The sequence below is a fragment of the Pseudomonas sp. HMSC057H01 genome (assembly GCF_001836405.1).
GTDB classification, from domain to species: Bacteria; Pseudomonadota; Gammaproteobacteria; order Pseudomonadales; family Pseudomonadaceae; genus Pseudomonas; species Pseudomonas aeruginosa.
In genome coordinates this window covers 92,234-113,933 of sequence record NZ_KV828475.1, presented here as the reverse complement: position 1 = coordinate 113,933, position 21,700 = coordinate 92,234, and the positions used below count along the sequence as shown (strand labels likewise).

Annotated in this window: 24 protein-coding genes; 18 read left to right on the top strand and 6 right to left on the bottom strand. The window is 67.5% G+C overall.

The window, feature by feature from the left end; genetic code table 11:
* Nucleotides 1–14 precede the first annotated feature (14 nt).
* From HMPREF2581_RS16005 to HMPREF2581_RS15985, 5 genes are all read left to right on the top strand, one after another.
* Complete coding sequence (locus tag HMPREF2581_RS16005; RefSeq protein WP_003084577.1) at nucleotides 15–584, top strand: YqgE/AlgH family protein; 570 nt, start codon at nucleotides 15–17, stop codon at nucleotides 582–584.
* The gene (gene ruvX, locus HMPREF2581_RS16000; RefSeq protein ID WP_003084575.1) at nucleotides 584–1,018 is read left to right on the top strand and encodes a Holliday junction resolvase RuvX; all 435 of its coding nucleotides are present in this window, start codon (nucleotides 584–586) and stop codon (nucleotides 1,016–1,018) included. The genes HMPREF2581_RS16005 and ruvX overlap by 1 nt, the downstream gene beginning before the upstream one ends.
* A 111-nt stretch (nucleotides 1,019–1,129) precedes the next feature.
* Nucleotides 1,130–1,642 (top strand): bifunctional pyr operon transcriptional regulator/uracil phosphoribosyltransferase PyrR, encoded by a 513-nt coding sequence (gene pyrR, locus HMPREF2581_RS15995; RefSeq protein WP_003084574.1) that lies wholly within the window; start codon nucleotides 1,130–1,132, stop codon nucleotides 1,640–1,642.
* A gap of 23 nt (nucleotides 1,643–1,665) precedes the next feature.
* Nucleotides 1,666–2,670 carry an aspartate carbamoyltransferase catalytic subunit gene (locus HMPREF2581_RS15990; RefSeq protein ID WP_003084569.1) on the top strand — a complete coding sequence of 335 codons (1,005 nt, stop codon included), beginning with the start codon at nucleotides 1,666–1,668 and terminating at the stop codon, nucleotides 2,668–2,670.
* A complete protein-coding gene (locus HMPREF2581_RS15985) occupies nucleotides 2,667–3,938 on the top strand; it encodes a dihydroorotase (protein WP_004365041.1) in 1,272 nt (423 codons plus the stop codon). The genes HMPREF2581_RS15990 and HMPREF2581_RS15985 overlap by 4 nt, the downstream gene beginning before the upstream one ends.
* A gap of 227 nt (nucleotides 3,939–4,165) precedes the next feature.
* On the opposite strand, the gene HMPREF2581_RS15980 is transcribed toward HMPREF2581_RS15985, so the two are convergent.
* The 3 genes from HMPREF2581_RS15980 to HMPREF2581_RS15970 form a co-directional block, all read right to left on the bottom strand.
* The gene (locus HMPREF2581_RS15980; protein WP_003110017.1) at nucleotides 4,166–5,350 is read right to left on the bottom strand and encodes a cystathionine gamma-synthase; all 1,185 of its coding nucleotides are present in this window, start codon (nucleotides 5,348–5,350) and stop codon (nucleotides 4,166–4,168) included.
* Nucleotides 5,347–6,720: a pyridoxal-phosphate dependent enzyme gene (locus tag HMPREF2581_RS15975; RefSeq protein ID WP_004365040.1), complete on the bottom strand. Its 1,374-nt coding sequence runs from the start codon at nucleotides 6,718–6,720 to the stop codon at nucleotides 5,347–5,349. Before HMPREF2581_RS15975 ends, HMPREF2581_RS15980 begins: the two co-directional genes overlap by 4 nt.
* 242 nt (nucleotides 6,721–6,962) lie before the next feature.
* Nucleotides 6,963–7,367, bottom strand: a complete 405-nt coding sequence (locus HMPREF2581_RS15970) for an NINE protein (protein WP_003084560.1) — start codon at nucleotides 7,365–7,367, stop codon at nucleotides 6,963–6,965.
* A 154-nt stretch (nucleotides 7,368–7,521) separates the two neighbouring features.
* Between HMPREF2581_RS15970 and czcD the strand changes: the two genes are divergently transcribed.
* A complete protein-coding gene (czcD, locus tag HMPREF2581_RS15965) occupies nucleotides 7,522–8,421 on the top strand; it encodes a CDF family zinc transporter CzcD (protein WP_004365039.1) in 900 nt (299 codons plus the stop codon).
* Nucleotides 8,422–8,428: 7 nt separating this feature from the next.
* Here the strand turns inward: czcD and pilU are convergent, their stop codons facing one another.
* Complete coding sequence (pilU, locus tag HMPREF2581_RS15960) at nucleotides 8,429–9,577, bottom strand: type IV pilus ATPase PilU (protein WP_003110016.1); 1,149 nt, start codon at nucleotides 9,575–9,577, stop codon at nucleotides 8,429–8,431.
* Nucleotides 9,578–9,754: 177 nt separating this feature from the next.
* A complete protein-coding gene (pilT, locus tag HMPREF2581_RS15955) occupies nucleotides 9,755–10,789 on the bottom strand; it encodes a type IV pilus twitching motility protein PilT (RefSeq protein WP_003084552.1) in 1,035 nt (344 codons plus the stop codon).
* A 214-nt stretch (nucleotides 10,790–11,003) separates the two neighbouring features.
* On the opposite strand from pilT, the gene HMPREF2581_RS15950 reads away from it, so the two are divergent.
* The 12 genes from HMPREF2581_RS15950 to HMPREF2581_RS15895 all read left to right on the top strand — a co-directional run bounded on the left by HMPREF2581_RS15950 (nucleotide 11,004) and on the right by HMPREF2581_RS15895 (nucleotide 20,496).
* Complete coding sequence (locus HMPREF2581_RS15950; protein ID WP_004365038.1) at nucleotides 11,004–11,696, top strand: YggS family pyridoxal phosphate-dependent enzyme; 693 nt, start codon at nucleotides 11,004–11,006, stop codon at nucleotides 11,694–11,696.
* A gap of 11 nt (nucleotides 11,697–11,707) precedes the next feature.
* A complete protein-coding gene (proC, locus tag HMPREF2581_RS15945) occupies nucleotides 11,708–12,529 on the top strand; it encodes a pyrroline-5-carboxylate reductase (protein WP_003084546.1) in 822 nt (273 codons plus the stop codon).
* A gap of 10 nt (nucleotides 12,530–12,539) precedes the next feature.
* On the top strand, nucleotides 12,540–13,133 hold the full coding sequence (locus HMPREF2581_RS15940; RefSeq protein WP_003084544.1) for a YggT family protein: 594 nt from the start codon (nucleotides 12,540–12,542) through the stop codon (nucleotides 13,131–13,133).
* Nucleotides 13,130–13,426 carry a DUF167 domain-containing protein gene (locus HMPREF2581_RS15935; RefSeq protein ID WP_031632852.1) on the top strand — a complete coding sequence of 99 codons (297 nt, stop codon included), beginning with the start codon at nucleotides 13,130–13,132 and terminating at the stop codon, nucleotides 13,424–13,426. Before HMPREF2581_RS15940 ends, HMPREF2581_RS15935 begins: the two co-directional genes overlap by 4 nt.
* 107 nt (nucleotides 13,427–13,533) lie before the next feature.
* Entirely contained in the window at nucleotides 13,534–15,501 is a 1,968-nt protein-coding gene (locus HMPREF2581_RS15930; protein ID WP_003084539.1) for a dynamin-like GTPase family protein, read from the top strand.
* 88 nt (nucleotides 15,502–15,589) lie between these two features.
* Entirely contained in the window at nucleotides 15,590–16,729 is a 1,140-nt protein-coding gene (locus HMPREF2581_RS15925; RefSeq protein ID WP_003084535.1) for a homoserine O-succinyltransferase MetX, read from the top strand.
* 7 nt (nucleotides 16,730–16,736) lie between these two features.
* The gene (metW, locus tag HMPREF2581_RS15920; protein WP_003084530.1) at nucleotides 16,737–17,357 is read left to right on the top strand and encodes a methionine biosynthesis protein MetW; all 621 of its coding nucleotides are present in this window, start codon (nucleotides 16,737–16,739) and stop codon (nucleotides 17,355–17,357) included.
* A gap of 131 nt (nucleotides 17,358–17,488) precedes the next feature.
* The gene (locus HMPREF2581_RS15915; RefSeq protein ID WP_003084528.1) at nucleotides 17,489–17,908 is read left to right on the top strand and encodes a DUF4426 domain-containing protein; all 420 of its coding nucleotides are present in this window, start codon (nucleotides 17,489–17,491) and stop codon (nucleotides 17,906–17,908) included.
* Nucleotides 17,905–18,498, top strand: coding sequence for an RdgB/HAM1 family non-canonical purine NTP pyrophosphatase (gene rdgB, locus HMPREF2581_RS15910; protein WP_003084527.1), 594 nt, complete (start codon nucleotides 17,905–17,907; stop codon nucleotides 18,496–18,498). The genes HMPREF2581_RS15915 and rdgB overlap by 4 nt, the downstream gene beginning before the upstream one ends.
* A 120-nt stretch (nucleotides 18,499–18,618) precedes the next feature.
* Nucleotides 18,619–19,773: a radical SAM family heme chaperone HemW gene (hemW, locus tag HMPREF2581_RS15905; RefSeq protein WP_004365036.1), complete on the top strand. Its 1,155-nt coding sequence runs from the start codon at nucleotides 18,619–18,621 to the stop codon at nucleotides 19,771–19,773.
* Between the two features lie 80 nt (nucleotides 19,774–19,853).
* On the top strand, nucleotides 19,854–20,177 hold the full coding sequence (locus tag HMPREF2581_RS15900; RefSeq protein WP_003084525.1) for a DUF3392 domain-containing protein: 324 nt from the start codon (nucleotides 19,854–19,856) through the stop codon (nucleotides 20,175–20,177).
* Nucleotides 20,178–20,238: 61 nt separating this feature from the next.
* Nucleotides 20,239–20,496 carry a hypothetical protein gene (locus HMPREF2581_RS15895; RefSeq protein ID WP_003084524.1) on the top strand — a complete coding sequence of 86 codons (258 nt, stop codon included), beginning with the start codon at nucleotides 20,239–20,241 and terminating at the stop codon, nucleotides 20,494–20,496.
* Nucleotides 20,497–20,508: 12 nt separating this feature from the next.
* Here the strand turns inward: HMPREF2581_RS15895 and HMPREF2581_RS15890 are convergent.
* A partial coding sequence (locus HMPREF2581_RS15890; protein ID WP_070867351.1) for a DUF1329 domain-containing protein occupies nucleotides 20,509–21,700 on the bottom strand: 1,192 nt, incomplete at its 5' end.

Below are 21,700 nucleotides of genomic sequence, written 5' to 3'. Positions count from 1 at the left end.
GGACACTAGCGGCCATGAAACAGAGCAGCCCAACCTACCTCAAGCATCATTTCCTGATCGCCATGCCGCACATGGCCGACCCCAATTTCGCCCAGACCGTGACCTACCTGGTCGAACACAACGAGCAGGGCGCCATGGGCCTGGTGATCAACCGTCCCAGCGGCCTCAACCTGGCGGAAGTCCTCGAACAGCTCAAGCCGGACGCCCTGCCGCCGGCGCGCTGCCAGCACATCGACATCTACAACGGCGGCCCGGTGCAGACCGACCGCGGCTTCGTCCTCCACCCCAGCGGCCTGAGCTACCAGTCGACCCTGGAACTGGGCGAGCTGGCGATGTCCACCTCGCAGGACGTGCTGTTCGCCATCGCCGCCGGCACCGGCCCGGAAAAGAGCCTGATCAGCCTCGGCTATGCCGGCTGGGAAGCCGGCCAGCTGGAGGCCGAGCTGAGCGACAACGCCTGGCTGACCTGCCCGGCGGACCCGGCGATCCTCTTCGACCTGCCGGCCGAGGAGCGCCTCAGCGCCGCCGCCGCGCGCCTGGGCGTCAACCTCAGCCTGCTCACCGCCCAGGCCGGTCACGCCTGATGGCCAGCGACAAGCCGCTGCGCCTGCTGCTGGGCTTCGACTACGGCACCCGGCAGATCGGCGTCGCCGTCGGCCAGGCGGTGACCGGCCAGGCCCGCGAGCTGTGCGTATTGAAGGCGCAGAACGGCGTGCCGGACTGGAACCGGGTGGAAGCGCTGATCAAGGAATGGCAGCCGGACGCCATCGTCGTCGGCCTGCCGCTGAACATGGACGGCAGCCCAAGCGAGATGAGCGAGCGCGCGGAAAAGTTCGGCCGCCGCCTCAACGGCCGTTTCAACCTGCCGGTCTTTACCCACGACGAACGCCTCACGACCTATGCCGCCAAGGGCGAGCGCCTGGCTCAGGGCCAGCGCGACGGCTACCGCGAGCGACCGGTGGACGCCCTGGCCGCCGCCCTGCTGCTGGAAGGCTGGCTGGCCGAACACCCGGATTGACCCATGGCAGCCGGCACGCCGCCGGTTGCCATTATGCTTTCGCCACCGCGGGCGCCTCCCTACAGCGGGCTCTCCCGGCGGCCATCCCATCGATGTCAGCGAGGAGCCACCATGAGCCTACCCAATCCCGCCGAACTCCTGCCGCGCATGGCCAGCGACCTGCGCGCCCATCTCGCCGAGCGAGGCATCGAGCGGCCGCGCTTCGTCGGCATCCACACCGGCGGCATCTGGGTCGCCGAGGCGCTGCTGAGGGAACTGGGCAACCAAGAGCCGCTGGGCACCCTCGACGTCTCCTTCTACCGCGACGACTTCACCCAGAACGGCCTGCATCCGCAGGTCCGCCCGTCGGCGCTGCCGTTCGAGATCGACGGCCAGCACCTGGTGCTGGTGGACGACGTGCTGATGAGCGGCCGCACCATCCGCGCCGCGCTCAACGAACTGTTCGACTACGGCCGTCCGGCCAGCGTGACCCTGGTCTGCCTGCTCGACCTGAACGCCCGGGAGTTGCCTATCCGCCCCGACGTGGTCGGCCAGACCCTGTCCCTGGGTCGCGATGAACGGGTAAAATTGGTCGGTCCCGCACCGCTCGCCCTCGAGCGCAAGGTCCTTTCCTCCGCTTCCTGATCCTCTTCACTAGGGCCTGCCCCATGCCGACAGACGCCAAGCGCCCGCTGCAGCTCAACGACCAGGGCCAGCTGCGCCACTTCATCTCGCTCGACGGATTGCCCCGCGAGCTGCTCACCGAAATCCTCGATACCGCCGATTCCTTCCTGGAGGTCGGCGCCCGCGCGGTGAAAAAGGTCCCGCTGCTGCGCGGCAAGACCGTCTGCAACGTGTTCTTCGAGAACTCCACGCGCACCCGCACCACCTTCGAGCTGGCCGCCCAGCGGCTGTCGGCCGACGTGATCAGCCTGAACGTATCCACCTCTTCCACCAGCAAGGGCGAGACGCTCACCGACACCCTGCGCAACCTGGAGGCGATGGCCGCCGACATGTTCGTGGTGCGCCACAGCGACTCGGGCGCGGCGCACTTCATCGCCGAGCACGTCAGCCCCAACGTGGCGGTGATCAACGGCGGCGACGGCCGCCACGCGCACCCCACCCAGGGGATGCTCGACATGCTGACCATCCGCCGGCACAAAGGGAACTTCGAGCAGCTATCGGTGGCGATCGTCGGCGATATCCTGCATTCGCGAGTAGCCCGTTCGAACATGCTGGCGCTCAAGACCCTGGGTTGCCCGGACATCCGCGTGATCGCCCCGCGCACCCTGTTGCCGATCGGACTGGAAGAGCAGTACGGCGTGCGCGTGTTCACCAACGCCGACGAAGGCCTGAAGGACGTCGACGTGGTGATCATGCTGCGCCTGCAACGCGAGCGCATGCAGGGTGGCCTGCTACCCAGCGAGGGCGAGTTCTTCAAGCTCTACGGCCTGACCGAGAAGCGCCTGAAGCTGGCCAAGCCGGATGCCATCGTCATGCACCCTGGCCCGATCAACCGTGGCGTGGAGATCGAGTCGGCGGTGGCCGACGGTGCCCAGTCGGTGATCCTCAACCAGGTCACCTACGGCATCGCCATCCGCATGGCGGTGCTGTCCATGGCCATGAGCGGCCAGAACACCCAACGCCAGCTGGAACAGGAGGACGCCGAATGACCATCAGTATCCGAGGCGCCCGCGTCATCGACCCGGCCAGCGGCCTGGACCAGGTCGGCGACCTCCACATCGAGGCCGGCAAGATCGTCGCCATCGGCGCCGCGCCGGCCGGCTTCAGCGCCCAGAAGACCCTCGACGGCGCCGGCCTGGTGGCCGCGCCGGGACTGGTCGACCTCAGCGTCGCCCTGCGCGAGCCGGGCTACGGACGCAAGGGCAACGTCGAAAGCGAGACCCGCGCCGCCGCGGCCGGCGGCACCACCAGCCTGTGCTGCCCGCCCTATACCCGGCCGGTGCTGGACACCCCGGCGGTGGCCGAGCTGATCCTCGACCGGGCCCGTGAGGCCGGCAACGCCAAGGTCTACCCCATCGGCGCGCTGACCCGCGGCTTCGGCGGCGAGCAACTGTCGGAACTGGTGGCCCTGCGCGACACCGGTTGCGTGGCCTTCACCAATGGCCTGCATGGCTTCGCCAGCAACCGCATCCTGCGGCGCGCCCTGGAGTACGCGGCGACCTTCGACCTGACGGTGATCTTCACCTCGCAGGACACCGATCTCGCCGAAGGCGGCCTCGCCCACGAAGGCCCGACTGCCAGCTTCCTCGGCCTCGCGGGGATCCCGGAAACCGCCGAGACCGTGGCCCTGGCCCGCAACCTGCTGCTGGTGGAACAGAGCGGCGTGCGCGCGCACTTCAGCCAGTTGACCAGCGCCCGCGGCATCGAACTTGTCGCCCAGGCCCAGGCCCGCGGCCTGCCGGTGACCTGCGACGTGGCGCTGTACCAGTTGATCCTCACCGACGAAGCGCTGGTGGGCTTCTCCAGCCTCTACCACGTGCAACCGCCGCTGCGCACCAAGGCCGACCGCGAAGCCCTGCGCGAGGCGGTGAAGAACGGCGTGGTACAAGCCATCGCCAGCCACCACCAACCCCACGAGGCGGACGCCAAGAACGCGCCGTTCGCCGCCACCGAGCCGGGCATCAGCGGCGCCGAGCTGCTGCTGCCGCTGGCGATGACGCTGGTGCAGGACGGCCTGCTCGACCTGCCGACCCTGCTCGCCCGCCTCTCCCACGGCCCGGCCCAGGCGCTGCGCCTGCCTGCCGGGCGCCTGGCGGTGGGCCAGGCCGCCGACCTGGTGCTGTTCGACCCGCAGGGTTCGACCCTGGCCGGTGAGAGCTGGTACTCGAAGGGGCAGAACAGCCCGTTCGTCGGTCACTGCCTGCCGGGACGAGTGCGTTACACCCTGGTGGACGGACACCTGACCCACGAGGGCTGATCCCTGCCACCACGAAAAAGCCCGCCATCCGGCGGGCTTTCTCATCTTCGCGTTCGCGATTCCGGTGGGCGTATCCGTTGCCGGGGTGGGCGCCCTATCCCAGCCTCTGCCACCAACCCGCCTTAACGGCAGGGCGAATAACGCGGAGCGTTATCCGCCGAGGCATGCTCGCCGGGGACACCCGATGGCCGGCAGCCGCGCCGGTCGGCGCCGCTCCCTGCGGAGCCTCAGATCTTCGCCAGCGCCTGCGCCAGGTCGGCCTGCAGGTCCTCCAGCGCCTCGACGCCCACCGACAGGCGGATCAGCGAGTCACCGATGCCCAGGTCGGCGCGGGTTTCCGCCGGGATGCTGGCGTGGGTCATGATCGCCGGATGCTCGATCAGGCTTTCCACCCCGCCCAGGCTCTCCGCCAGGGAGAAGATCCGCACGTTCTCCAGGAAGCGCCGGGCGCCGGCCAGGTCGCAGCGCAGGTCGAGGGAGATCATCCCGCCGAAGCCACGCATCTGCCGTTTCGCCAGCTCATGCTGCGGGTGCGAAGCCAGGCCGGGGTAGTAGACCCGCGCCACCTGCGGCTGGCGCTCCAGCCACTGGGCCAGGGCCAGGGCGTTGCTGCAATGGCGCTCCATGCGCAGCGCCAGGGTCTTCACCCCGCGCAGGGTGAGGAAGGCGTCGAACGGCCCGGAGATGGCGCCCACCGAGTTCTGCAGGAAGCCCAGGCGCTCGCGCAGGTCCGGGTTGTCGCCGACGATGGCGATGCCGCCGATCACGTCGGAATGGCCGTTCAGGTACTTGGTGGTGGAGTGCACCACCACGTCGAAGCCCAGTTCCAGGGGGCGCTGGATGTAGGGGCTGGCGAAGGTGTTGTCGGCCACGCTGATGATGCCGCGGGCGCGGCAGAGCTGGGCGATGGCGCGCAGGTCGGTGAGGCGCAGCAGCGGGTTGCTCGGGGTTTCCACCCAGACCATGCGGGTTTCCGGGGTCAGCGCGGCCTCGAAGGCCTGCAGGTCGGTCGGGTCGACGAAGCTGAAGCGATGCCCGGCGCTGCGCCGGCGGACCCGCTCGAACAGGCGGAAGGTACCGCCGTAGAGGTCATTTCCGGAAACGATGTGGGAACCGGCGTCGAGCAGCTCCAGCACCGAGGAGATCGCCGCCAGGCCGGAGGCGAAGGCGAAGGCCTGGGCGCCGCCCTCGAGGTCGGCCACGCAGCGCTCCAGGGCCCAGCGGGTCGGGTTGTGCGAGCGGCCGTAGTCGAGCCCCTTGTGTACCCCGGGGCTTTCCTGGATGTAGGTGGAGTTGGCATAGATCGGCGGCATGATCGCGCCGGTCGAGGGATCGGGGGCCTGCCCGGCGTGGATGACCCGGGTCGCGAAGGCCTGGGCCGGGGCGTCGGGATGCTGGTCGTGCTGGCTCATGTGAGCTTTCTCCGCAAATGGTTCAACAGGTCGAAACGGGTGATCAGGCCGTGGAAGCCGCTGGCATCGGCAACGATCGCCACCAGGCCGCGGTCCAGGACCGCCTGCAACTGGGCCAGGCTGGCGCCGGGCGCGAGGGTCTCCGGCGCGGCGTTCATCGCGCTGCTTACCGCATCGCGGAAGCGTGGCGCGTCGGCGTGGACGCCGAGCAGGATATCCGACTCGTCGATCACACCGACCAGTTTTCCATCGTCCAGCACCGGCAATTGCGAAACGTCGGCCAGGCGCATGCGCTGGAAGGCGGTGAGCAGGGTGTCGTCCGGACCGACGCTGATCACCCGGCCCTCCTCGAAGCGCCGCGCGATGATGTCGCGCAGGTCGCCGTAGTGCTTGCGTTGCAGCAGGCCCTGGTCGGTCATCCACTGGTCGTTGTAGATCTTCGACAGGTAGCGGGTGCCGGTGTCGCAGACGAAGCTGACCACCCGCTTCGGCTCCTTCTGCTCGCGGCAGAAGCGCAGCGCCGCGGCCAGCAGGGTGCCGGTGGAGGAGCCGCCGGGAATGCCCTCGACGCGCAACAGCTCGCGGGCCATGGCGAAGCTTTCCTCGTCGCTGATGGAATAGGCATGGCGCACGCTGGAGAGGTCGGCGATGGCCGGTACGAAATCCTCGCCGATGCCCTCCACCGCCCAGGACCCCGGCGTACCCAGGGTGCCGGAGCGGGAGTATTCGGCCATGATCGAGCCCTCGGGGTCGGCGAGCACCATCTCCAGCTCCGGCTGGACCTTCTGGAAGAACCGGGTAAGGCCGGTCAGGGTACCGGAGGAGCCGACGCCGACGACGATGGCGTCGAGATCGTGGCCGGTCTGCGCCCAGAGCTCCGGGCCGGTGCCGCACTCGTGGGCCAGCGGGTTGGCCGGGTTGTTGAACTGGTCGGCGAAGAATGCGCCGGGAATGTCCTGCGCCAGGCGCGCGGCAACGTCCTGGTAGTACTCCGGATGGCCCTTGCCGACGTCCGAGCGGGTGATGTGCACCTCGGCGCCCATGGCGCGCAGGTGCAGGACCTTCTCGGTGGACATCTTGTCCGGCACCACCAGCACCACCCGGTAGCCCTTGGCGCGGCCGACCAGGGCCAGGCCGAGACCGGTGTTGCCGGCGGTGGCCTCGACGATGGTGCCACCGGGCCGCAGGCGGCCGTCACGCTCGGCGGCCTCGATCATGGCGACACCGATGCGATCCTTGATGGAGCCGCCGGGGTTCTGCGATTCGAGCTTGAGGAACAGGGTGCAGGGGCCGGTATCGAAGCGCGTCACGCGAACCAGCGGGGTGTTGCCGATCAGGTCGAGCACGGCGGGGCGTGAGTCGGAAGTCATCTTTTCTCCTTTCGGTGTTTCCGCACGGAGCGATACGGTGCGCGGCCTCGTGAGCCATTGCACCTATCCGTTCTGGGGCTTGCAGACCATAGGGGCTGGCGCGCGCGGGCGCCAATAACCTACAGGTAGAACGTTAGAACCTTTGGTTCCTTAAGTCCCGCCGGAGGAATTCCCTGCCGACCGTGGCGCCACCCATGAAAAAGCCCGCCGGATGGCGGGCTTCTCGCACCTGGCGACGAGCCTCAGATGCGCTGCGGCCCGTTGCGCTCGGACACCTGTCCGTTGAGGGTCCAGAAGTCGTAGAGCACGCCGAGGAAGAACAGGCCGCCGGTGAACAGGTAGATGATCCCGGTGATCCACTTGCCCATGTACATCCTGTGCACGCCGAGCACGCCGAGGAAGGTCAGCAGGATCCAGGCCACGTTGTAGTCCAGGTTGCCGCCCTGGAAGCGCCGGTCGGCCTCGCGGTCCATCGACGGGATGAGGAACAGGTCGATGATCCAGCCGATGAAGAACAGGCCGAAGGTGAAGAACCAGATCGTCCCGGTGATCGGCTTGCCGTAATAGAAGCGGTGCGAACCGGTGAAACCGAAGATCCACAGCAGGTAGCCGATGGCCTTGCTATGGGTGTCGTGCTGTTGAGTCATGCGTCCCCCCTCGTTCCGTGCGCGGCTGCGGCCGCGCCTGAGCCGCAGGTTAGCGGAGCGGCGGACGCCGCGCCAGAGCGGCCCGGCGCATGACAGTTTTGCAATTGCCTATCCTGTAGGCTGGTGCTGCCGCCACCGCCCCACAGGAGCCGCCATGAGCGCCGGACACGAGCACAGCTTCGCCCAGACCAACTCGACCCGCCTGAAATGGGCGTTGCTGCTGACCGGAAGCTTCCTCGTCGCCGAGGTCGTCGGCGGCATCCTCACCGGCAGCCTGGCACTGATCTCCGATGCCGCGCACATGCTCACCGACGCCGTGGCCCTGGCCATCGCCCTGGCCGCGATCAACATCGCCAGGCGCCCGACCAACGATCGCCTGACCTACGGCTACCACCGCTTCGAGATCCTCGCCGCGGCGTTCAACGCGTTCCTGCTGTTCGGCGTGGCCTTCTATATCCTCTACGCGACCTACGAGCGGCTCAACCAGCCGGCGGAGATCCAGTCCGTGGGCATGCTGGTGATCGCCGTGCTCGGTCTGCTGGTGAACCTGGCCAGCATGCGCCTGCTGGCGCCGGCCCAGGGCAACAGCCTGAACGTCAAGGGCGCCTACCTGGAGGTCTGGAGCGACATGCTCGGCTCGCTGGGGGTGATCGTCGCCGCTATCGTGATCCGTTTCACCGGCTGGGCCTGGGTCGACTCGCTGGTGGCGGTGCTGATCGGTTTCTGGGTCCTGCCGCGCACCTGGATCCTGCTGCGCGAGAGCCTGCATGTGTTGCTCGAAGGGGTGCCGAAGGAAATCCAGTTGGCCGAGCTGCGCGAAGCGCTGCTGGGGATTCCCGGCGTGACCGGGCTGCACGACCTGCATGTGTGGTCGATCACCAGCGGCAAGATCAGCCTGACCAGCCATCTGGTCTACGACCCGGCCCTGGTCGACGCCGAGGCGCTGCTGGGAACGGTGAAGGCGCTGCTGCACGACCGCTACGAGATCGAACACAGCACCCTGCAACTGGAAACCTCGGCCTGCGCCCAGGCCGAGGAGCCGCTGGCCTACTGAAGACGGTTCAGCGGAAGCGCCGGCCGGCAGGGTCGTCGTCGGTGATTTCCAGGCTCAGGCCCTGGGTCAGGTTCGACAGGTGGTCGGCGTCGCTTTCCGAACCGAGCTTGATCATCAGGCGCAGGTCGTTGGCCGAGTCGGCGTGGGCCAGGGCGTCCTCGTAGGTGATCTCGCCCTGGGTGTAGAGCTGGTACAGCGCCTGGTCGAAGGTCTGCATGCCCTGCTCGGTGGAGCGCTTCATCAGCGGCTTCAGCTCGTGCACCTCGCCCTTGCGGATCAGGTCGGCGGCCAGCGGGGTGTTCAGCAGCACCTCGATCACCGCCCGCCGCCCCTTGCCGTCGGGGGTCGGCACCAGTTGCTGGGCGACGATGGCCTTGAGGTTCAGCGACAGGTCCATCCACACCTGGCCATGACGGTCGGCCGGGAAGAAGTGGATGATCCGCTCCAGCGCCTGGTTGGCGTTGTTCGCGTGCAGGGTCGCCAGGCACAGGTGGCCGGTCTCGGCGAAGGCCACGGCATGGTCCATGGTCTCCCGCGAGCGCACCTCGCCGATCATGATCACGTCCGGCGCCTGGCGCAGGGTGTTCTTCAGCGCCACCTCGAAGGAGTCGGTGTCCAGCCCCACCTCGCGCTGGGTGACGATGCAGCCCTGGTGCTGGTGGATATACTCGATCGGGTCCTCGATGGAGATGATGTGCCCGGTGGAGTTCTTGTTGCGGTAGCCGATCATCGCCGCCAGCGAGGTGGACTTGCCGGTGCCGGTGGCGCCGACGAAGATCACCAGGCCGCGCTTGGTCAGCGCCAGCTTCTTGAGGATTTCCGGGAGCTTCAGCTCTTCCAGGGTCGGGATGTTGGTCTCGATCCGGCGCAATACCATGCCCACCAGGTTGCGCTGGTAGAAGGCACTGACCCGGAAGCGGCCGATGCCGCGGGCGCTGATGGCGAAGTTGCACTCATGGTTCTCGGCGAAATCGCGGCGCTGCTGCTCGTTCATCACGCCTAGCACGGTCTCGCGGGTCTGCTCCGGCGACAGCGGCGTCTTGGTCACCGGCATCACCCGGCCGTTGACCTTCATCGACGGCGGTACGCCGGCGGTGATGAACAGGTCGGAGCCGCCCTTTTCCACCATCAGGCGCAGCAGCTTTTCGAATTCCATGATGTTCTCGCTCACTCAGGGGCGCGCCGCGACGGCGAGCCGGATGCGGGCGAGCGGGCGCTGGACGCGCTCGCCGGCAAGGATAGGTAGGAATGCGCCTACGGTACCGCTCTCCCGCTCTTGAATCCTAGACGCAGTTCCGGGATTCGGGCGAAGCGCGGCGGATCGGCGCCAGGATCAGAAGTTTTCCGGGATCTTCGCCTTCTCGCGGGCATTCTCGCGGCTGATCAGGCCCTTGGCGACCAGGCCCTTGAGGCACATGTCGAGGGTCTGCATGCCCAGCGAGCCGCCGGTCTGGATCGCCGAATACATCTGCGCGACCTTGTCCTCGCGGATCAGGTTGCGGATCGCCGGGGTGCCGATCATGATCTCGTGGGCCGCCACCCGGCCGCCGCCGATCTTCTTGATCAGGGTCTGCGAGATCACCGATTGCAGCGACTCGGAGAGCATCGAGCGAACCATGGCCTTTTCCTCGGCCGGGAACACGTCGACCACCCGGTCGATGGTCTTCGCCGCCGAGGTGGTGTGCAGGGTGCCGAATACCAGGTGGCCGGTCTCCGCCGCGGTCAGGGCCAGGCGGATGGTTTCCAGGTCGCGCATCTCGCCGACCAGGATGATGTCCGGGTCCTCCCGCAGCGCCGAGCGCAGCGCTTCGCTGAAGCCGAGGGTGTCGCGATGCACCTCGCGCTGGTTGACCAGGCACTTCTTCGATTCGTGGACGAATTCGATCGGGTCCTCGATGGTGAGGATGTGGTGGTACTTGGTGTTGTTCAGGTAGTCGAGCATCGCCGCCAGGGTGGTGGACTTGCCCGAACCGGTCGGCCCGGTGACCAGTACCAGCCCGCGCGGGACGTCTGAAACACGTTTGAACACTTCTCCCATGCCAAGCTCCTCCATGGTCAGTACCTTGGAGGGAATGGTCCGGAATACCGCGCCGGCGCCACGGTTCTGGTTGAAGGCGTTGACCCGGAAACGCGCGACGCCCGGCACCTCGAAGGAGAAGTCGGTCTCGAGGAATTCCTCGAAGTCCTTGCGCTGCTTGTCGTTCATGATGTCGTAGATCAGCGCATGCACCTGCTTGTGTTCCAGCGGTGGCAGGTTGATCCGGCGTACATCGCCATCCACCCGGATCATGGGCGGCAGGCCGGCGGAGAGGTGCAGGTCCGAAGCGCCCTGTTTGGCACTGAAGGCGAGCAGCTCGGTAATATCCATGGGACTCCCCAATTACAAGCAAGCAGGTAGAATGCCGCCAAAGCCGCCGTCTCGGACAAGGAAAACACCGGATGAACCAGGGTGCTTCCAGGACACGCGTGGTGTCCTGCGCCAGACGCGGAACCTCGACACTGGAACAGGAAGATGGCCATCGAGGCCGGCGGTTTCGAGGGCGTCTAGCCGACGCCGACCGCACTTCCATAGGGCGCAGGTAATGTCCACGATAGCAGAGAATATTGCAAAGGTTGCCGCACGCATCCGTGAGGCAGCGCAAGCTGCGGGGCGCGATCCGGCCACGGTCGGCCTGCTCGCCGTGAGCAAGACCAAGCCCGCCGCCGCGGTGCGCGAGGCGCACGCCGCCGGCCTTCGCGACTTCGGCGAAAACTACCTGCAGGAGGCCCTCGGCAAGCAGGCCGAACTGGCCGACCTACCCTTGAACTGGCACTTCATCGGCCCCATCCAGTCGAACAAGACGCGGCCCATCGCCGAGCATTTCCAGTGGGTGCACTCGGTGGACCGGTTGAAGATCGCGCAGCGCCTGTCGGAGCAACGCCCGGCCGGGCTGCCGCTCCTGAATGTCTGCCTGCAGGTCAACGTCAGCGGCGAAGCCAGCAAGTCCGGCTGCGCCCCCGAGGACCTGCCGGCCCTGGCCGAGGCCGTGAAGCAACTGCCCAACCTCCGATTGCGTGGCCTGATGGCCATCCCCGAACCCACCGCCGAACGCGCCGCGCAACACGCCGCGTTCGCCCGCCTGCGCGAACTGCTGCTGGACCTGAACCTTGGCCTGGACACCCTGTCCATGGGCATGAGCGACGACCTCGAGGCAGCCATCGGCGAAGGTGCGACCTGGGTCCGCATCGGTACCGCCCTGTTCGGCGCCCGCGACTACGGCGCGCCGGCTTCTTGAAGGAATCCCCTATGAGCACACCCCGCATAGCGTTCATCGGCGCCGGCAACATGGCCGCCAGCCTGATCGGCGGCCTGCGCGCCCAAGGCGTGCCGGCGGCGCAGATCCGCGCCAGCGACCCGGGCGCCGAGCAACGCGCGAAGATCGCCGGCGAGTTCGCCATCGACGTGGTCGAGTCCAACGCCGAGGCCGTGGCCGACGCCGACGTCGTGGTCCTGTCGGTCAAGCCGCAGGCCATGAAAGCCGTGTGCCAGGCCTTGGCGCCGGCGCTGAAGCCGGAGCAACTGATCGTCTCCATCGCCGCCGGCATCCCCTGCGCCAGCCTCGAAGCCTGGCTCGGCCAGCCGCGCCCGGTGGTCCGCTGCATGCCCAACACCCCGGCGCTGCTGCGCCAGGGCGCCAGCGGGCTGTACGCCAACGCGCAGGTCAGCGCCGCGCAACGCGAGCAGGCCGGGCAGCTGCTGTCTGCGGTAGGCATCGCCCTGTGGCTGGACGACGAAGCGCAGATCGACGCGGTGACCGCGGTGTCGGGCAGCGGCCCGGCGTATTTCTTCCTGCTGATGCAGGCCATGACCGACGCCGGCGAGAAGCTCGGCCTGTCCCGCGAGACAGCCTCGCGCCTGACCCTGCAGACCGCCCTCGGCGCGGCGCAGATGGCGCTGTCCAGCGAGGTCGAGCCGGCCGAACTGCGGCGCCGGGTGACTTCGCCCAACGGCACCACCGAGGCGGCGATCAAATCCTTCCAGGCCAACGGCTTCGAAGCACTAGTGGAGCAGGCCCTGAACGCCGCCAGCCAGCGCTCCGCCGAGCTGGCCGAACAGCTTGGCCAATAAGGAGTAGTCGATGATCGGCCTCAACACCGCTGCTATCTATATCCTCCAGACCCTCGGCAGCCTCTACCTGCTGATCGTGCTGCTGCGCTTCATCCTGCAACTGGTCCGCGCGGACTTCTACAACCCCCTCAGCCAGTTCATCGTGCGCGCCACCAAGCCGCTGCTGAACCCGCTGCGGCGGATCATCCCCGGCTTCGGCGGGATCGACCTGGCCTCGCTGGTGCTGGCGATCCTGATCCAACTGGTGCTGATGATCCTGATCCTGATGCTGATGGGCTACGGCGTCGGCGGCTTCATCATGCAACTGCTGATCTGGTCGATCATCGCCGTCACCTCGCTGTTCCTGAAGGTGTTCTTCTTCGCCCTGATCATCAGCGTGATCCTTTCCTGGGTCGCCCCGGGCAGCTACAACCCCGGCGCGCAACTGGTGAACCAGATCTGCGAACCGCTGCTGATGCCGTTCCGCAAGCTCCTGCCGAACCTCGGCGGACTGGATCTCTCGCCGATCTTCGCGTTCCTCGCGCTGAAGCTGATCGACATGCTGGTGATCAACAACCTGGCGGCCATGACCGGCATGCCCCAGCAGTTGAGCATCTTCCTCTGAGCTTCTACCGCTGGGACGGCGAGGATCTGCTCCTCGATTGCCACCTGCAGCCCAAGGCGAGCCGCGACGAGTTCGCCGGGCTGCACGGCGAACGCCTGAAGATCCGCCTCACCGCACCGCCGGTGGAGGGCAAGGCCAACGCCCATCTGCTGGCCTTCCTCGGCAAGGCCTTCGGCGTGGCCAAGAGCCTGGTGAGTCTCGAAAGCGGCGAGCTGAACCGGCAGAAACGGGTGCGCATCCGCCGTCCGACCCGATTGCCGGAGGAACTGGGGATCACCGCTCGACCCGCTTGACCGACCTTACGTGCAGGAATGTGAAGCAGGCCAATTGACGCTCCTCCGCTCCCCCGCATAATCCACGCCATCCTTCCCCCGCCGGTCCCGCGCCCTGGAGCCCCTGGATGAGCATGGAAAGACTCAGCCATCAAATCGACGCCTACGTCGCCTGGAAGCGCGAGCTGATGCGGGAAATCACCCGCTATCGCGGCTGGCTGGAGCGCAGCCGGCTGAACAGCCCGGCGGTCGAGGCCAAGCTCGAACGCGCCCTGCGCCAACTGCGCGCGGACCACATCACCCTGGCCTTCGTCGGCGAGTTCTCGCGTGGCAAGACCGAGCTGATCAACAGCCTGTTCTTCGCCGGCTACGGCCAGCGCATGCTGCCGTCCCACGCCGGGCGCACCACCATGTGCCCCACCGAGCTGTTCCACGATCCGCGCGCCGAGCGCAGCTACATCCGCCTGCTGCCGATCGAGACGCGCCTGGCCGACGCCAGCGTCGCCCAGTTCAAGCGCGTGCCGCGCCACTGGGTGAACATTCCGCTGGACACCGGCGACCCGGAGGGCATGGCCCAGGCCTTCGCCCAGGTCGCCAAGACCAAGGCGCTGCCGGTGGAACAGGCGATCCAGCTCGGCTTCCATCCGGATGCCCTGGAAGCCGCCGACGAACCCGACCAAGTGCGCGTCCCGGCCTGGCGCCACGCCCTGGTCAACTTCGACCACCCGCTGCTGCGCCAGGGCCTGCGGATCCTCGACACGCCCGGCCTGAACGCCCTCGGCAGCGAGCCGGAGCTGACCCTGTCGATGCTGCCCAACGCCCAGGCGATCCTGTTCCTGCTGTCCGCCGACGCCGGTGTCACCGCCTCGGACATGGAAATCTGGCAGAAGTACATCCAGCCACTGCGCGAGGACGGCCACAGCAGCCTGTTCGCCGTGCTGAACAAGATCGACGTGCTCTGGGACGACCTCTCCGGCGAGCGCTTCGTACAGAACGCCATCCGCCTGATCCAGGACGGCACGGCCCGCCAGCTCGGCCTGCAGCGCGGCGACGTGCTGCCGCTGTCGGCGAAGCAGGCGCTGCTGGCCAAGGTCCGCGGCGAACCGGCGCTGCTCGAACGCAGTCGCCTGGATCGGCTGGAAGCACTGCTCTGCGAGCGCATCGTCGCGCAGAAGGAAGCGCTGCTGGAGAACGCCGTGCTCGGCCAGGTCCTCGGCCTGCTGCACAACAGCCAGCATCTGCTGCGCCTGCGCCTGGAGAAGGTCGAGGAACAGCGCGCGCTGCTCGACGACAAGCAGCGCGACAGCGGCCAACTGCTGTTCGAACTGACCGCGAAGACCAAGGACGACCACGGCCGCCACCACCGCCGCCTGCTCAACCTGAAGACCAACCAGCGCCTGCTGCAGCACCAGGGCGCGACGCTGCGCGAGACGATCCGCAGCGAACGCATGGAACAGCACCTGCAGAAGGTGCGGCGCAACCTCAACGGCAGCCTGACCACGGTCGGCATCAACCAGGCGATCCTGGCGTTCTTCCGCGCGGTGGAGCACGACCTCGACAACCTCGAGCACGAGGCCGGCATGGCCAACCGCATGGTCGCCGCCATCTACCGCCGGCACAACGAGGAGAACCCGCTCTACGCCCTCGACGCGCCGCAGCTGCGGGTCCAGCGCTACCAGCGCGAACTGTTGCAACTGAAGAAGAAGGGCGACCAGTTCCGCCTGCAGCTGAAGACCGTGCTTACCGAGCAACGCCTGCTGACCCGGCGCTTCTTCGCCACCCTGGTGCAGGAGGTGGTCGGCCTGCACCAGCGCTTGCGCGAGGAAACCGAGCGCTGGGCCAACGACGCGCTGATGCCGCTGATGCAGCACACCCTGGAAAACAAACAGTTGCTCGAAAGCCACATGCTCCGCCTCAAGGGCCTGGCCCAGGAGACCCAGCAGGTACGCCAGCGCAGCCAGGCCTTCGCCGGGTTCGCCGAGGAATTGCAGGAACAGTTGCGCGAAGCCGGCGACATCCTCCGCCAGTTGCGCCGCCCCTCGCCCCTGCAGCGCCAGGCCAAGGTGGTCAACCTGCCCGGCTCGCAGCGCGCCTGACCCCGCTCCCACGGCGCGCGCCAGCGCGCTTGCCGCTGGGGGCGACGCTCTTTAGACTGGCGCCCTCCTTTGTTCGAGAGCAGGGTCGATGCCCACAGTCTTCCCCGACGACTCCGTCGGTCTGGTCTCCCCCCAGACGCTGCACTTCAACGAACCGCTCGAGCTGACCAGCGGCAAGTCCCTGGCCGAGTACGACCTGGTGATCGAAACCTACGGCGAGCTGAATGCCACGCAGAGCAACGCGGTGCTGATCTGCCACGCCCTCTCCGGCCACCACCACGCCGCCGGCTACCACAGCGTCGACGAGCGCAAGCCGGGCTGGTGGGACAGCTGCATCGGTCCGGGCAAGCCGATCGACACCCGCAAGTTCTTCGTCGTCGCCCTCAACAACCTCGGCGGTTGCAACGGATCCAGCGGCCCCGCCAGCATCAATCCGGCGACCGGCAAGGTCTACGGCGCGGACTTCCCGATGGTTACGGTGGAAGACTGGGTGCATAGCCAGGCGCGCCTGGCAGACCGCCTCGGCATCCGCCAGTGGGCCGCGGTGGTCGGCGGCAGCCTCGGCGGCATGCAGGCGCTGCAATGGACCATCAGCTATCCCGAGCGCGTCCGTCACTGCCTGTGCATCGCCAGCGCGCCGAAGCTGTCGGCGCAGAACATCGCCTTCAACGAAGTCGCCCGGCAGGCGATTCTTTCCGACCCTGAGTTCCTCGGCGGCTACTTCCAGGAACAGGGCGTGATTCCCAAGCGCGGTCTCAAGCTGGCGCGGATGGTCGGCCATATCACCTACCTGTCCGACGACGCCATGGGCGCCAAGTTCGGCCGCGTACTGAAGACCGAGAAGCTCAACTACGACCTGCACAGCGTCGAGTTCCAGGTCGAGAGCTACCTGCGCTACCAGGGCGAGGAGTTCTCCACCCGCTTCGACGCCAATACCTACCTGCTGATGACCAAGGCGCTGGACTACTTCGACCCCGCCGCCGCCCACGGCGACGACCTGGTGCGCACCCTGGAGGGCGTCGAGGCGGACTTCTGCCTGATGTCCTTCACCACCGACTGGCGTTTCTCGCCGGCCCGCTCGCGGGAAATCGTCGACGCCCTGATCGCGGCGAAAAAGAACGTCAGCTACCTGGAGATCGACGCCCCGCAAGGCCACGACGCCTTCCTCATGCCGATCCCCCGGTACCTGCAAGCCTTCAGCGGTTACATGAACCGCATCAGCGTGTGAGGACCCGATGCGCGCCGATCTTGAAATCATCCAGGAATGGATTCCCGCCGGCAGCCGCGTCCTCGACCTCGGCTGCGGCGACGGCGAACTCCTGGCCTGGCTGCGCGACCACAAGCAGGTCAGCGGCTACGGCCTGGAGATCGACCCCGACAACATCGCCCGTTGCATCGAAAACGGGGTGAACGTGATCGAGCAGGACCTCGACAAGGGCCTGGGCAACTTCGCCAGCGACAGCTTCGACGTGGTGGTGATGACCCAGGCGCTACAGGCCGTGCACTATCCGGACAAGATCCTCGAAGAGATGCTGCGGGTCGGCAAGACCTGCATCATCACCTTCCCCAACTTCGGCCACTGGCGCTGCCGCTGGTACCTGGCGCGCAACGGCCGGATGCCGGTCTCCGAGTTCCTGCCGTATACCTGGTACAACACGCCGAACATCCATTTCTGCACCTTCCAGGACTTCGAGCGCCTGTGCCGCCAGTTGCGCATGCGCGTGCTCGACCGCCTGGCCGTAGACCGTGACCACCGGCATGGCTGGGCCAGCCGGCTGTGGCCTAATCTATTGGGTGAGATTGGAATCTACCGGGTCACCGGACCCGGAGTGCAGACCCGCAACCTCGCCGTCTAGAAACGCGCCAGGCTGCGGGCCAGGGCCGGGCGCCCCTCCGCTCGTCCTCGGGAGAGCGCTGCCGAAGCCGGCCAAGGCCGCCGGCAGCAGACCATGGACAACGTCCATGCCACCTTTCAGGAGAAACCACCATGCGCCGCTTCACCGCTTTCGTCCTCGGCCTCTGCCTGAGCCTGCCGGTCCTCGCCGAGCAGGTGCAGCGCTTCGGCGACCTGGACGTCCACTACAACGTGTTCAACTCCAGCTTCCTCCAACCCAACGTGGCCAGCGCGGTCGGCCTGGTACGCAGCAAGGCGCAGGGCGTGATCAACGTGGTGCCGATGGAGAAAGGCAAGCCGGTGGAAGCCAGCGTGACCGGCTCCGCCAAGGACCTGACCGGCAAGGTCATTCCCCTGGAGTTCCGCCGGGTCAGCGAGGAAGGCGCCATCTACAACCTGGCGCAATTCCCGATCAGCCAGCGCGAGACCCTGGTCTTCACCATCAAGGTCGAGGCCAAGGGCGAACCTGCGCAAACCTTCAGTTTCAACAAGGAAATCTTCCCGGACGAATGATCAAGCTCGAACAGCTGGTGCTGGCCAGCCACAATGCCGGCAAACTCAAGGAACTCCAGGCCATGCTCGGCGCCAGCGTGAAGGTGCGCTCGATCGGCGAGTTCAGCCAGGTGGAACCGGAGGAAACCGGTCTTTCCTTCGTCGAGAACGCCATCCTCAAGGCACGCAACGCCGCACGCCTCTCCGGCCTGCCGGCGCTGGCCGACGACTCCGGGCTGGCGGTGGACTTCCTCGGCGGCGCGCCGGGCATCTACTCGGCGCGCTATGCCGACGGCCGGGGCGACGCGGCGAACAACGCCAAGCTGCTGGAGGCCATGAAGGATGTCCCGGACGCCGAGCGCGGCGCACAGTTCGTCAGCGTGCTGGCGCTGGTGCGCCACGCCGACGACCCGCTGCCGATCCTCTGCGAGGGCATCTGGGAAGGCCGCATCCTTCGCGAAGCCCGCGGCGCCCACGGCTTCGGCTACGACCCGCTGTTCTGGGTGCCGGAACGCGACTGCTCCAGCGCCGAGCTGGCGCCCGAGGAGAAGAACCGCCTCAGCCACCGGGCCCGCGCCATGGCCCTGCTCAAGCAGCGCCTGGGCCTCTGAGCCGCAGCCGCCGGCGCCGCCCCCGGGCGGCGTCGGCACGGCGTTTCGTCCGGCCGCCTTGGAGGTTGGCCGAACTCATGCCACGATAGCGCCCCGAAACCGCCCCCACCCCGCCCCGCCGTGACCCAAGCCACCCCGTTCCAGCTCCCGCCCCTGGCCCTGTACGTGCACATCCCGTGGTGCGTGCGCAAGTGCCCGTATTGCGACTTCAACTCCCACGCCGCTGGCACGGAGCTGCCCGAAGAGGCCTATGTCGACGCCCTGCTCGCCGACCTGGAGCAAGACCTGCGCCATGTCCACGGCCGGCGCCTGGGTTCGATCTTCTTCGGCGGCGGCACGCCCAGCCTGTTCTCGGCCAAGGCCCTGGGCCGGCTACTGGAAGGCGTCGAGCGCAGGGTCGGCTTCGCCGACGGCATCGAGATCACCCTGGAAGCCAATCCCGGCACCTTCGAACAGGTCAAGTTCGCCGACTACCGGCGCCTCGGCATCAATCGCCTGTCCATCGGCGTGCAGAGCTTCCAGGCCGACAAGCTGCAGGCTCTGGGGCGCATCCACGACGGCGCCGAGGCAGTGCGCGCCGCCGACATGGCGCGCCAGGCCGGCTTCGACAACTTCAACCTCGACCTGATGCACGGCCTGCCCGGGCAGAGCCTCGACGACGCCCTGGCCGACCTGCGCCAGGCCCTCGCCCTGGCCCCCACGCACCTCTCCTGGTACCAACTGACCATGGAGCCGAACACGGTGTTCTGGAGCCAGCCGCCGGAGCTGCCCGAGGACGACATCCTCTGGGACATCCAGGAAGCCGGCCAGGCCCTGCTCGACGCGCACGGCTACCGCCAGTACGAGACCTCCGCCTACGCCCGCGACGACCTGCGCGCCCGGCACAACCTGAACTACTGGAGCTTCGGCGACTTCCTCGGCATCGGCGCCGGCGCCCACGCCAAGCTGAGCGCGCCGGACGGACGCATCGTGCGGACCTGGAAGACCCGCCTGCCGAAGGACTACCTCAACCCGCAAAAGGCCTTCCAGGCCGGCGAGCGCCCGCTGGAAGCGGCCGACCTGCCATTCGAATTCATGATGAACGTGCTGCGACTGGTCGACGGCGTCCCCGCCGCGCTCTACCCGCAGCGCACCGGCCAACCGCTGGCGGCGATCGCCGATGCCTGCGCCGCCGCGCGCGACGCCGGGCTGCTCGCCGACGACCCGCAGCGCCTGCGTCCCAGCGAACGCGGCCAGCTGTTCCTCAACGACCTGCTGCAACATTTCCTGCCGTGACGACGGATGCACGCCCATCCGTGCCGGCAGGCAGGTAAACTCCGCCGACCGACACGCCGATTCGTTACAAGGAACCCTCGATGGATTACGCGCTGGACCTGATCGCCACCCTGTCGCGCTGGAGCCGCAGCCACCTGTCGGACATTTCCCTGGCCATCATGGCCACCCTGCTGGTGCTGTTCGGCCCGGCGATCAACGCCTGGGTACAGCAGCGCATCGGCAGCCTCAACTTCGTCTTCCGCACCCTGCTGTTCGTGTTGATCTGCGCGGTCGGCTACGGCCTGGCGATGGTCTTCGTCACCCCCTGGCTGGCCAAGGGCCTCGGCTACTTCAACAACTACACCCTGGCGCCCGTGCTCCTGCTAGTGTTCTTCGTGATCGGCATGATCGCCGATCGCAGCTGAGCCCCCGGTCTCCCGGCGGCCAGCGCCGTCCCCAAGAGCGTCATGGCCTCCGGGAGCCCGCATGAAACCGATCAAGCACCTCTATCTGCATTTCACCGACGGCCAGCGCCTGTCGCTGCGCTTCCCGCGCCAGCAGGACGACCCGGCCGAGGTCGCCCGCAGTATCCGCCAGCAGCTGGACACGCCCTATCTCAGCGTCGAGGTCGACGGCGACCTGCTGCTGATCCCGCGGGACAGCATCAAGTACCTGCAGATCAGCCCGGCGCCGGCGCGCCTGGACGACGACGGCACGCTGCGCGGCGCCGAGCTGATCGTCTGAGGGCCGTCCGCCTCAGTTACCCTCCCGGCGCAGCGCCTGCGGGGTGAAGTCGCGCGGCCCGACCTGTACGCCGAAGTCGTACATCGGCTCGTTGTTGTCCAGCCCATCGACGAAGTAGCGGCCGCCCTTGAAGTCGTAGATCGCTTCCAGGGTGCTGGAGACCAGCGGCACATCGTAGTAGTTGATCGGATGGACCTCCTGGGCCCGGGTCAGCACGCCATCCTTGTCGTAGATGTCGGCGGCGAGGATCTGCCAGCTGTCTTCGTCGAGGTAGAAGCGGCGCTTGGCGTAGGGATGGCTGAAGCCCTTGCGCAGGGTCGCCTCGACCACCCAGACGCGATGCAGCTCGTAGCGCAGCAGGTCGGGATTGATGAAGCGGCTCTTGAGGATGTCGCCATAGGCGAGGCCCTTCTGGTGCACCGCGTAGCTGTTGTAAGGCACCAGCATCTCGCGCTTGCCGAGCAACGCCCACTCGTAGTGGTCCGGTGCGCCGTTGTAGACATCCACGGTGTCCGCCGTGGCCATGCCGTTGGTATCCGGCTGCAGGCTGTCGTAGGCCAGGGTCGGCAAGCGCCGCACGCGCCGCTCGCCACGGTTGAAGCGCCAGGCCTTGCGGATCGACAGCACCTGGTCGAGGGTTTCCTGCACCACCAGCGCCGAACCGGCCAGGCGCGCCGGCGCGACCACCTTGTACTTGTAGTAGAACAACGTGTTGTCGAGGTTCTCCGGGATCATCCCCTCGCGGCCATAGACGAAGTACAGGTAGCGGTCGAGCTTGAGCAGGTTGTAGCTGCCGTTGGCCAGCACCGCCGCCTGGTTGGTCTGCAGGTGCAGTTGCTCGCCGCGGTAGCGCATGATGTGGTTCCAGATCGCTTCCTGGCCGCTCTGCGGCAGGGGGAAGGGCACACCGGCGGCAGCGCCTTGCACGCCGTTGCCGTCGGCGATCAGCTCGGCGCGGCTGGCGTTGGCGCGGGTAGCGTCGTACAGGCGCTGCGGCAGGGATGCGCTGCGGCGGGAGGGGAAGACCCGCAGGTGGTAGTCCGGGTTGGCCTGCAGCAAGGCCTGGGTGCCCGGCGTCAGCAGCGCCTGGTAGGCGGCCATGTTGCGGCTGTCGACGACCAGGCGCGGACGATCGGCGGCGAACGGGTCGAGGTGATGCATGCCGGGCCGGTAGCCGGCCGGCGCCTGGGTGATGCCGCCGGTC

Bases quoted from the DNA above. Each gene is read 5' to 3' on its own strand.
- HMPREF2581_RS16005 (WP_003084577.1), top strand. From the start codon at position 15: ATGAAACAGAGCAGCCCAACCTACCTCAAGCATCATTTCCTGATCGCC.
- ruvX (WP_003084575.1), top strand. From the start codon at position 584: ATGGCCAGCGACAAGCCGCTGCGCCTGCTGCTGGGCTTCGACTACGGC.
- pyrR (WP_003084574.1), top strand. From the start codon at position 1,130: ATGAGCCTACCCAATCCCGCCGAACTCCTGCCGCGCATGGCCAGCGAC.
- HMPREF2581_RS15990 (WP_003084569.1), top strand. From the start codon at position 1,666: ATGCCGACAGACGCCAAGCGCCCGCTGCAGCTCAACGACCAGGGCCAG.
- HMPREF2581_RS15985 (WP_004365041.1), top strand. From the start codon at position 2,667: ATGACCATCAGTATCCGAGGCGCCCGCGTCATCGACCCGGCCAGCGGC.
- HMPREF2581_RS15980 (WP_003110017.1), bottom strand. From the start codon at position 5,350: ATGAGCCAGCACGACCAGCATCCCGACGCCCCGGCCCAGGCCTTCGCG.
- HMPREF2581_RS15975 (WP_004365040.1), bottom strand. From the start codon at position 6,720: ATGACTTCCGACTCACGCCCCGCCGTGCTCGACCTGATCGGCAACACC.
- HMPREF2581_RS15970 (WP_003084560.1), bottom strand. From the start codon at position 7,367: ATGACTCAACAGCACGACACCCATAGCAAGGCCATCGGCTACCTGCTG.
- czcD (WP_004365039.1), top strand. From the start codon at position 7,522: ATGAGCGCCGGACACGAGCACAGCTTCGCCCAGACCAACTCGACCCGC.
- pilU (WP_003110016.1), bottom strand. From the start codon at position 9,577: ATGGAATTCGAAAAGCTGCTGCGCCTGATGGTGGAAAAGGGCGGCTCC.
- pilT (WP_003084552.1), bottom strand. From the start codon at position 10,789: ATGGATATTACCGAGCTGCTCGCCTTCAGTGCCAAACAGGGCGCTTCG.
- HMPREF2581_RS15950 (WP_004365038.1), top strand. From the start codon at position 11,004: ATGTCCACGATAGCAGAGAATATTGCAAAGGTTGCCGCACGCATCCGT.
- proC (WP_003084546.1), top strand. From the start codon at position 11,708: ATGAGCACACCCCGCATAGCGTTCATCGGCGCCGGCAACATGGCCGCC.
- HMPREF2581_RS15940 (WP_003084544.1), top strand. From the start codon at position 12,540: ATGATCGGCCTCAACACCGCTGCTATCTATATCCTCCAGACCCTCGGC.
- HMPREF2581_RS15930 (WP_003084539.1), top strand. From the start codon at position 13,534: ATGAGCATGGAAAGACTCAGCCATCAAATCGACGCCTACGTCGCCTGG.
- HMPREF2581_RS15925 (WP_003084535.1), top strand. From the start codon at position 15,590: ATGCCCACAGTCTTCCCCGACGACTCCGTCGGTCTGGTCTCCCCCCAG.
- metW (WP_003084530.1), top strand. From the start codon at position 16,737: ATGCGCGCCGATCTTGAAATCATCCAGGAATGGATTCCCGCCGGCAGC.
- HMPREF2581_RS15915 (WP_003084528.1), top strand. From the start codon at position 17,489: ATGCGCCGCTTCACCGCTTTCGTCCTCGGCCTCTGCCTGAGCCTGCCG.
- rdgB (WP_003084527.1), top strand. From the start codon at position 17,905: ATGATCAAGCTCGAACAGCTGGTGCTGGCCAGCCACAATGCCGGCAAA.
- HMPREF2581_RS15900 (WP_003084525.1), top strand. From the start codon at position 19,854: ATGGATTACGCGCTGGACCTGATCGCCACCCTGTCGCGCTGGAGCCGC.
- HMPREF2581_RS15895 (WP_003084524.1), top strand. From the start codon at position 20,239: ATGAAACCGATCAAGCACCTCTATCTGCATTTCACCGACGGCCAGCGC.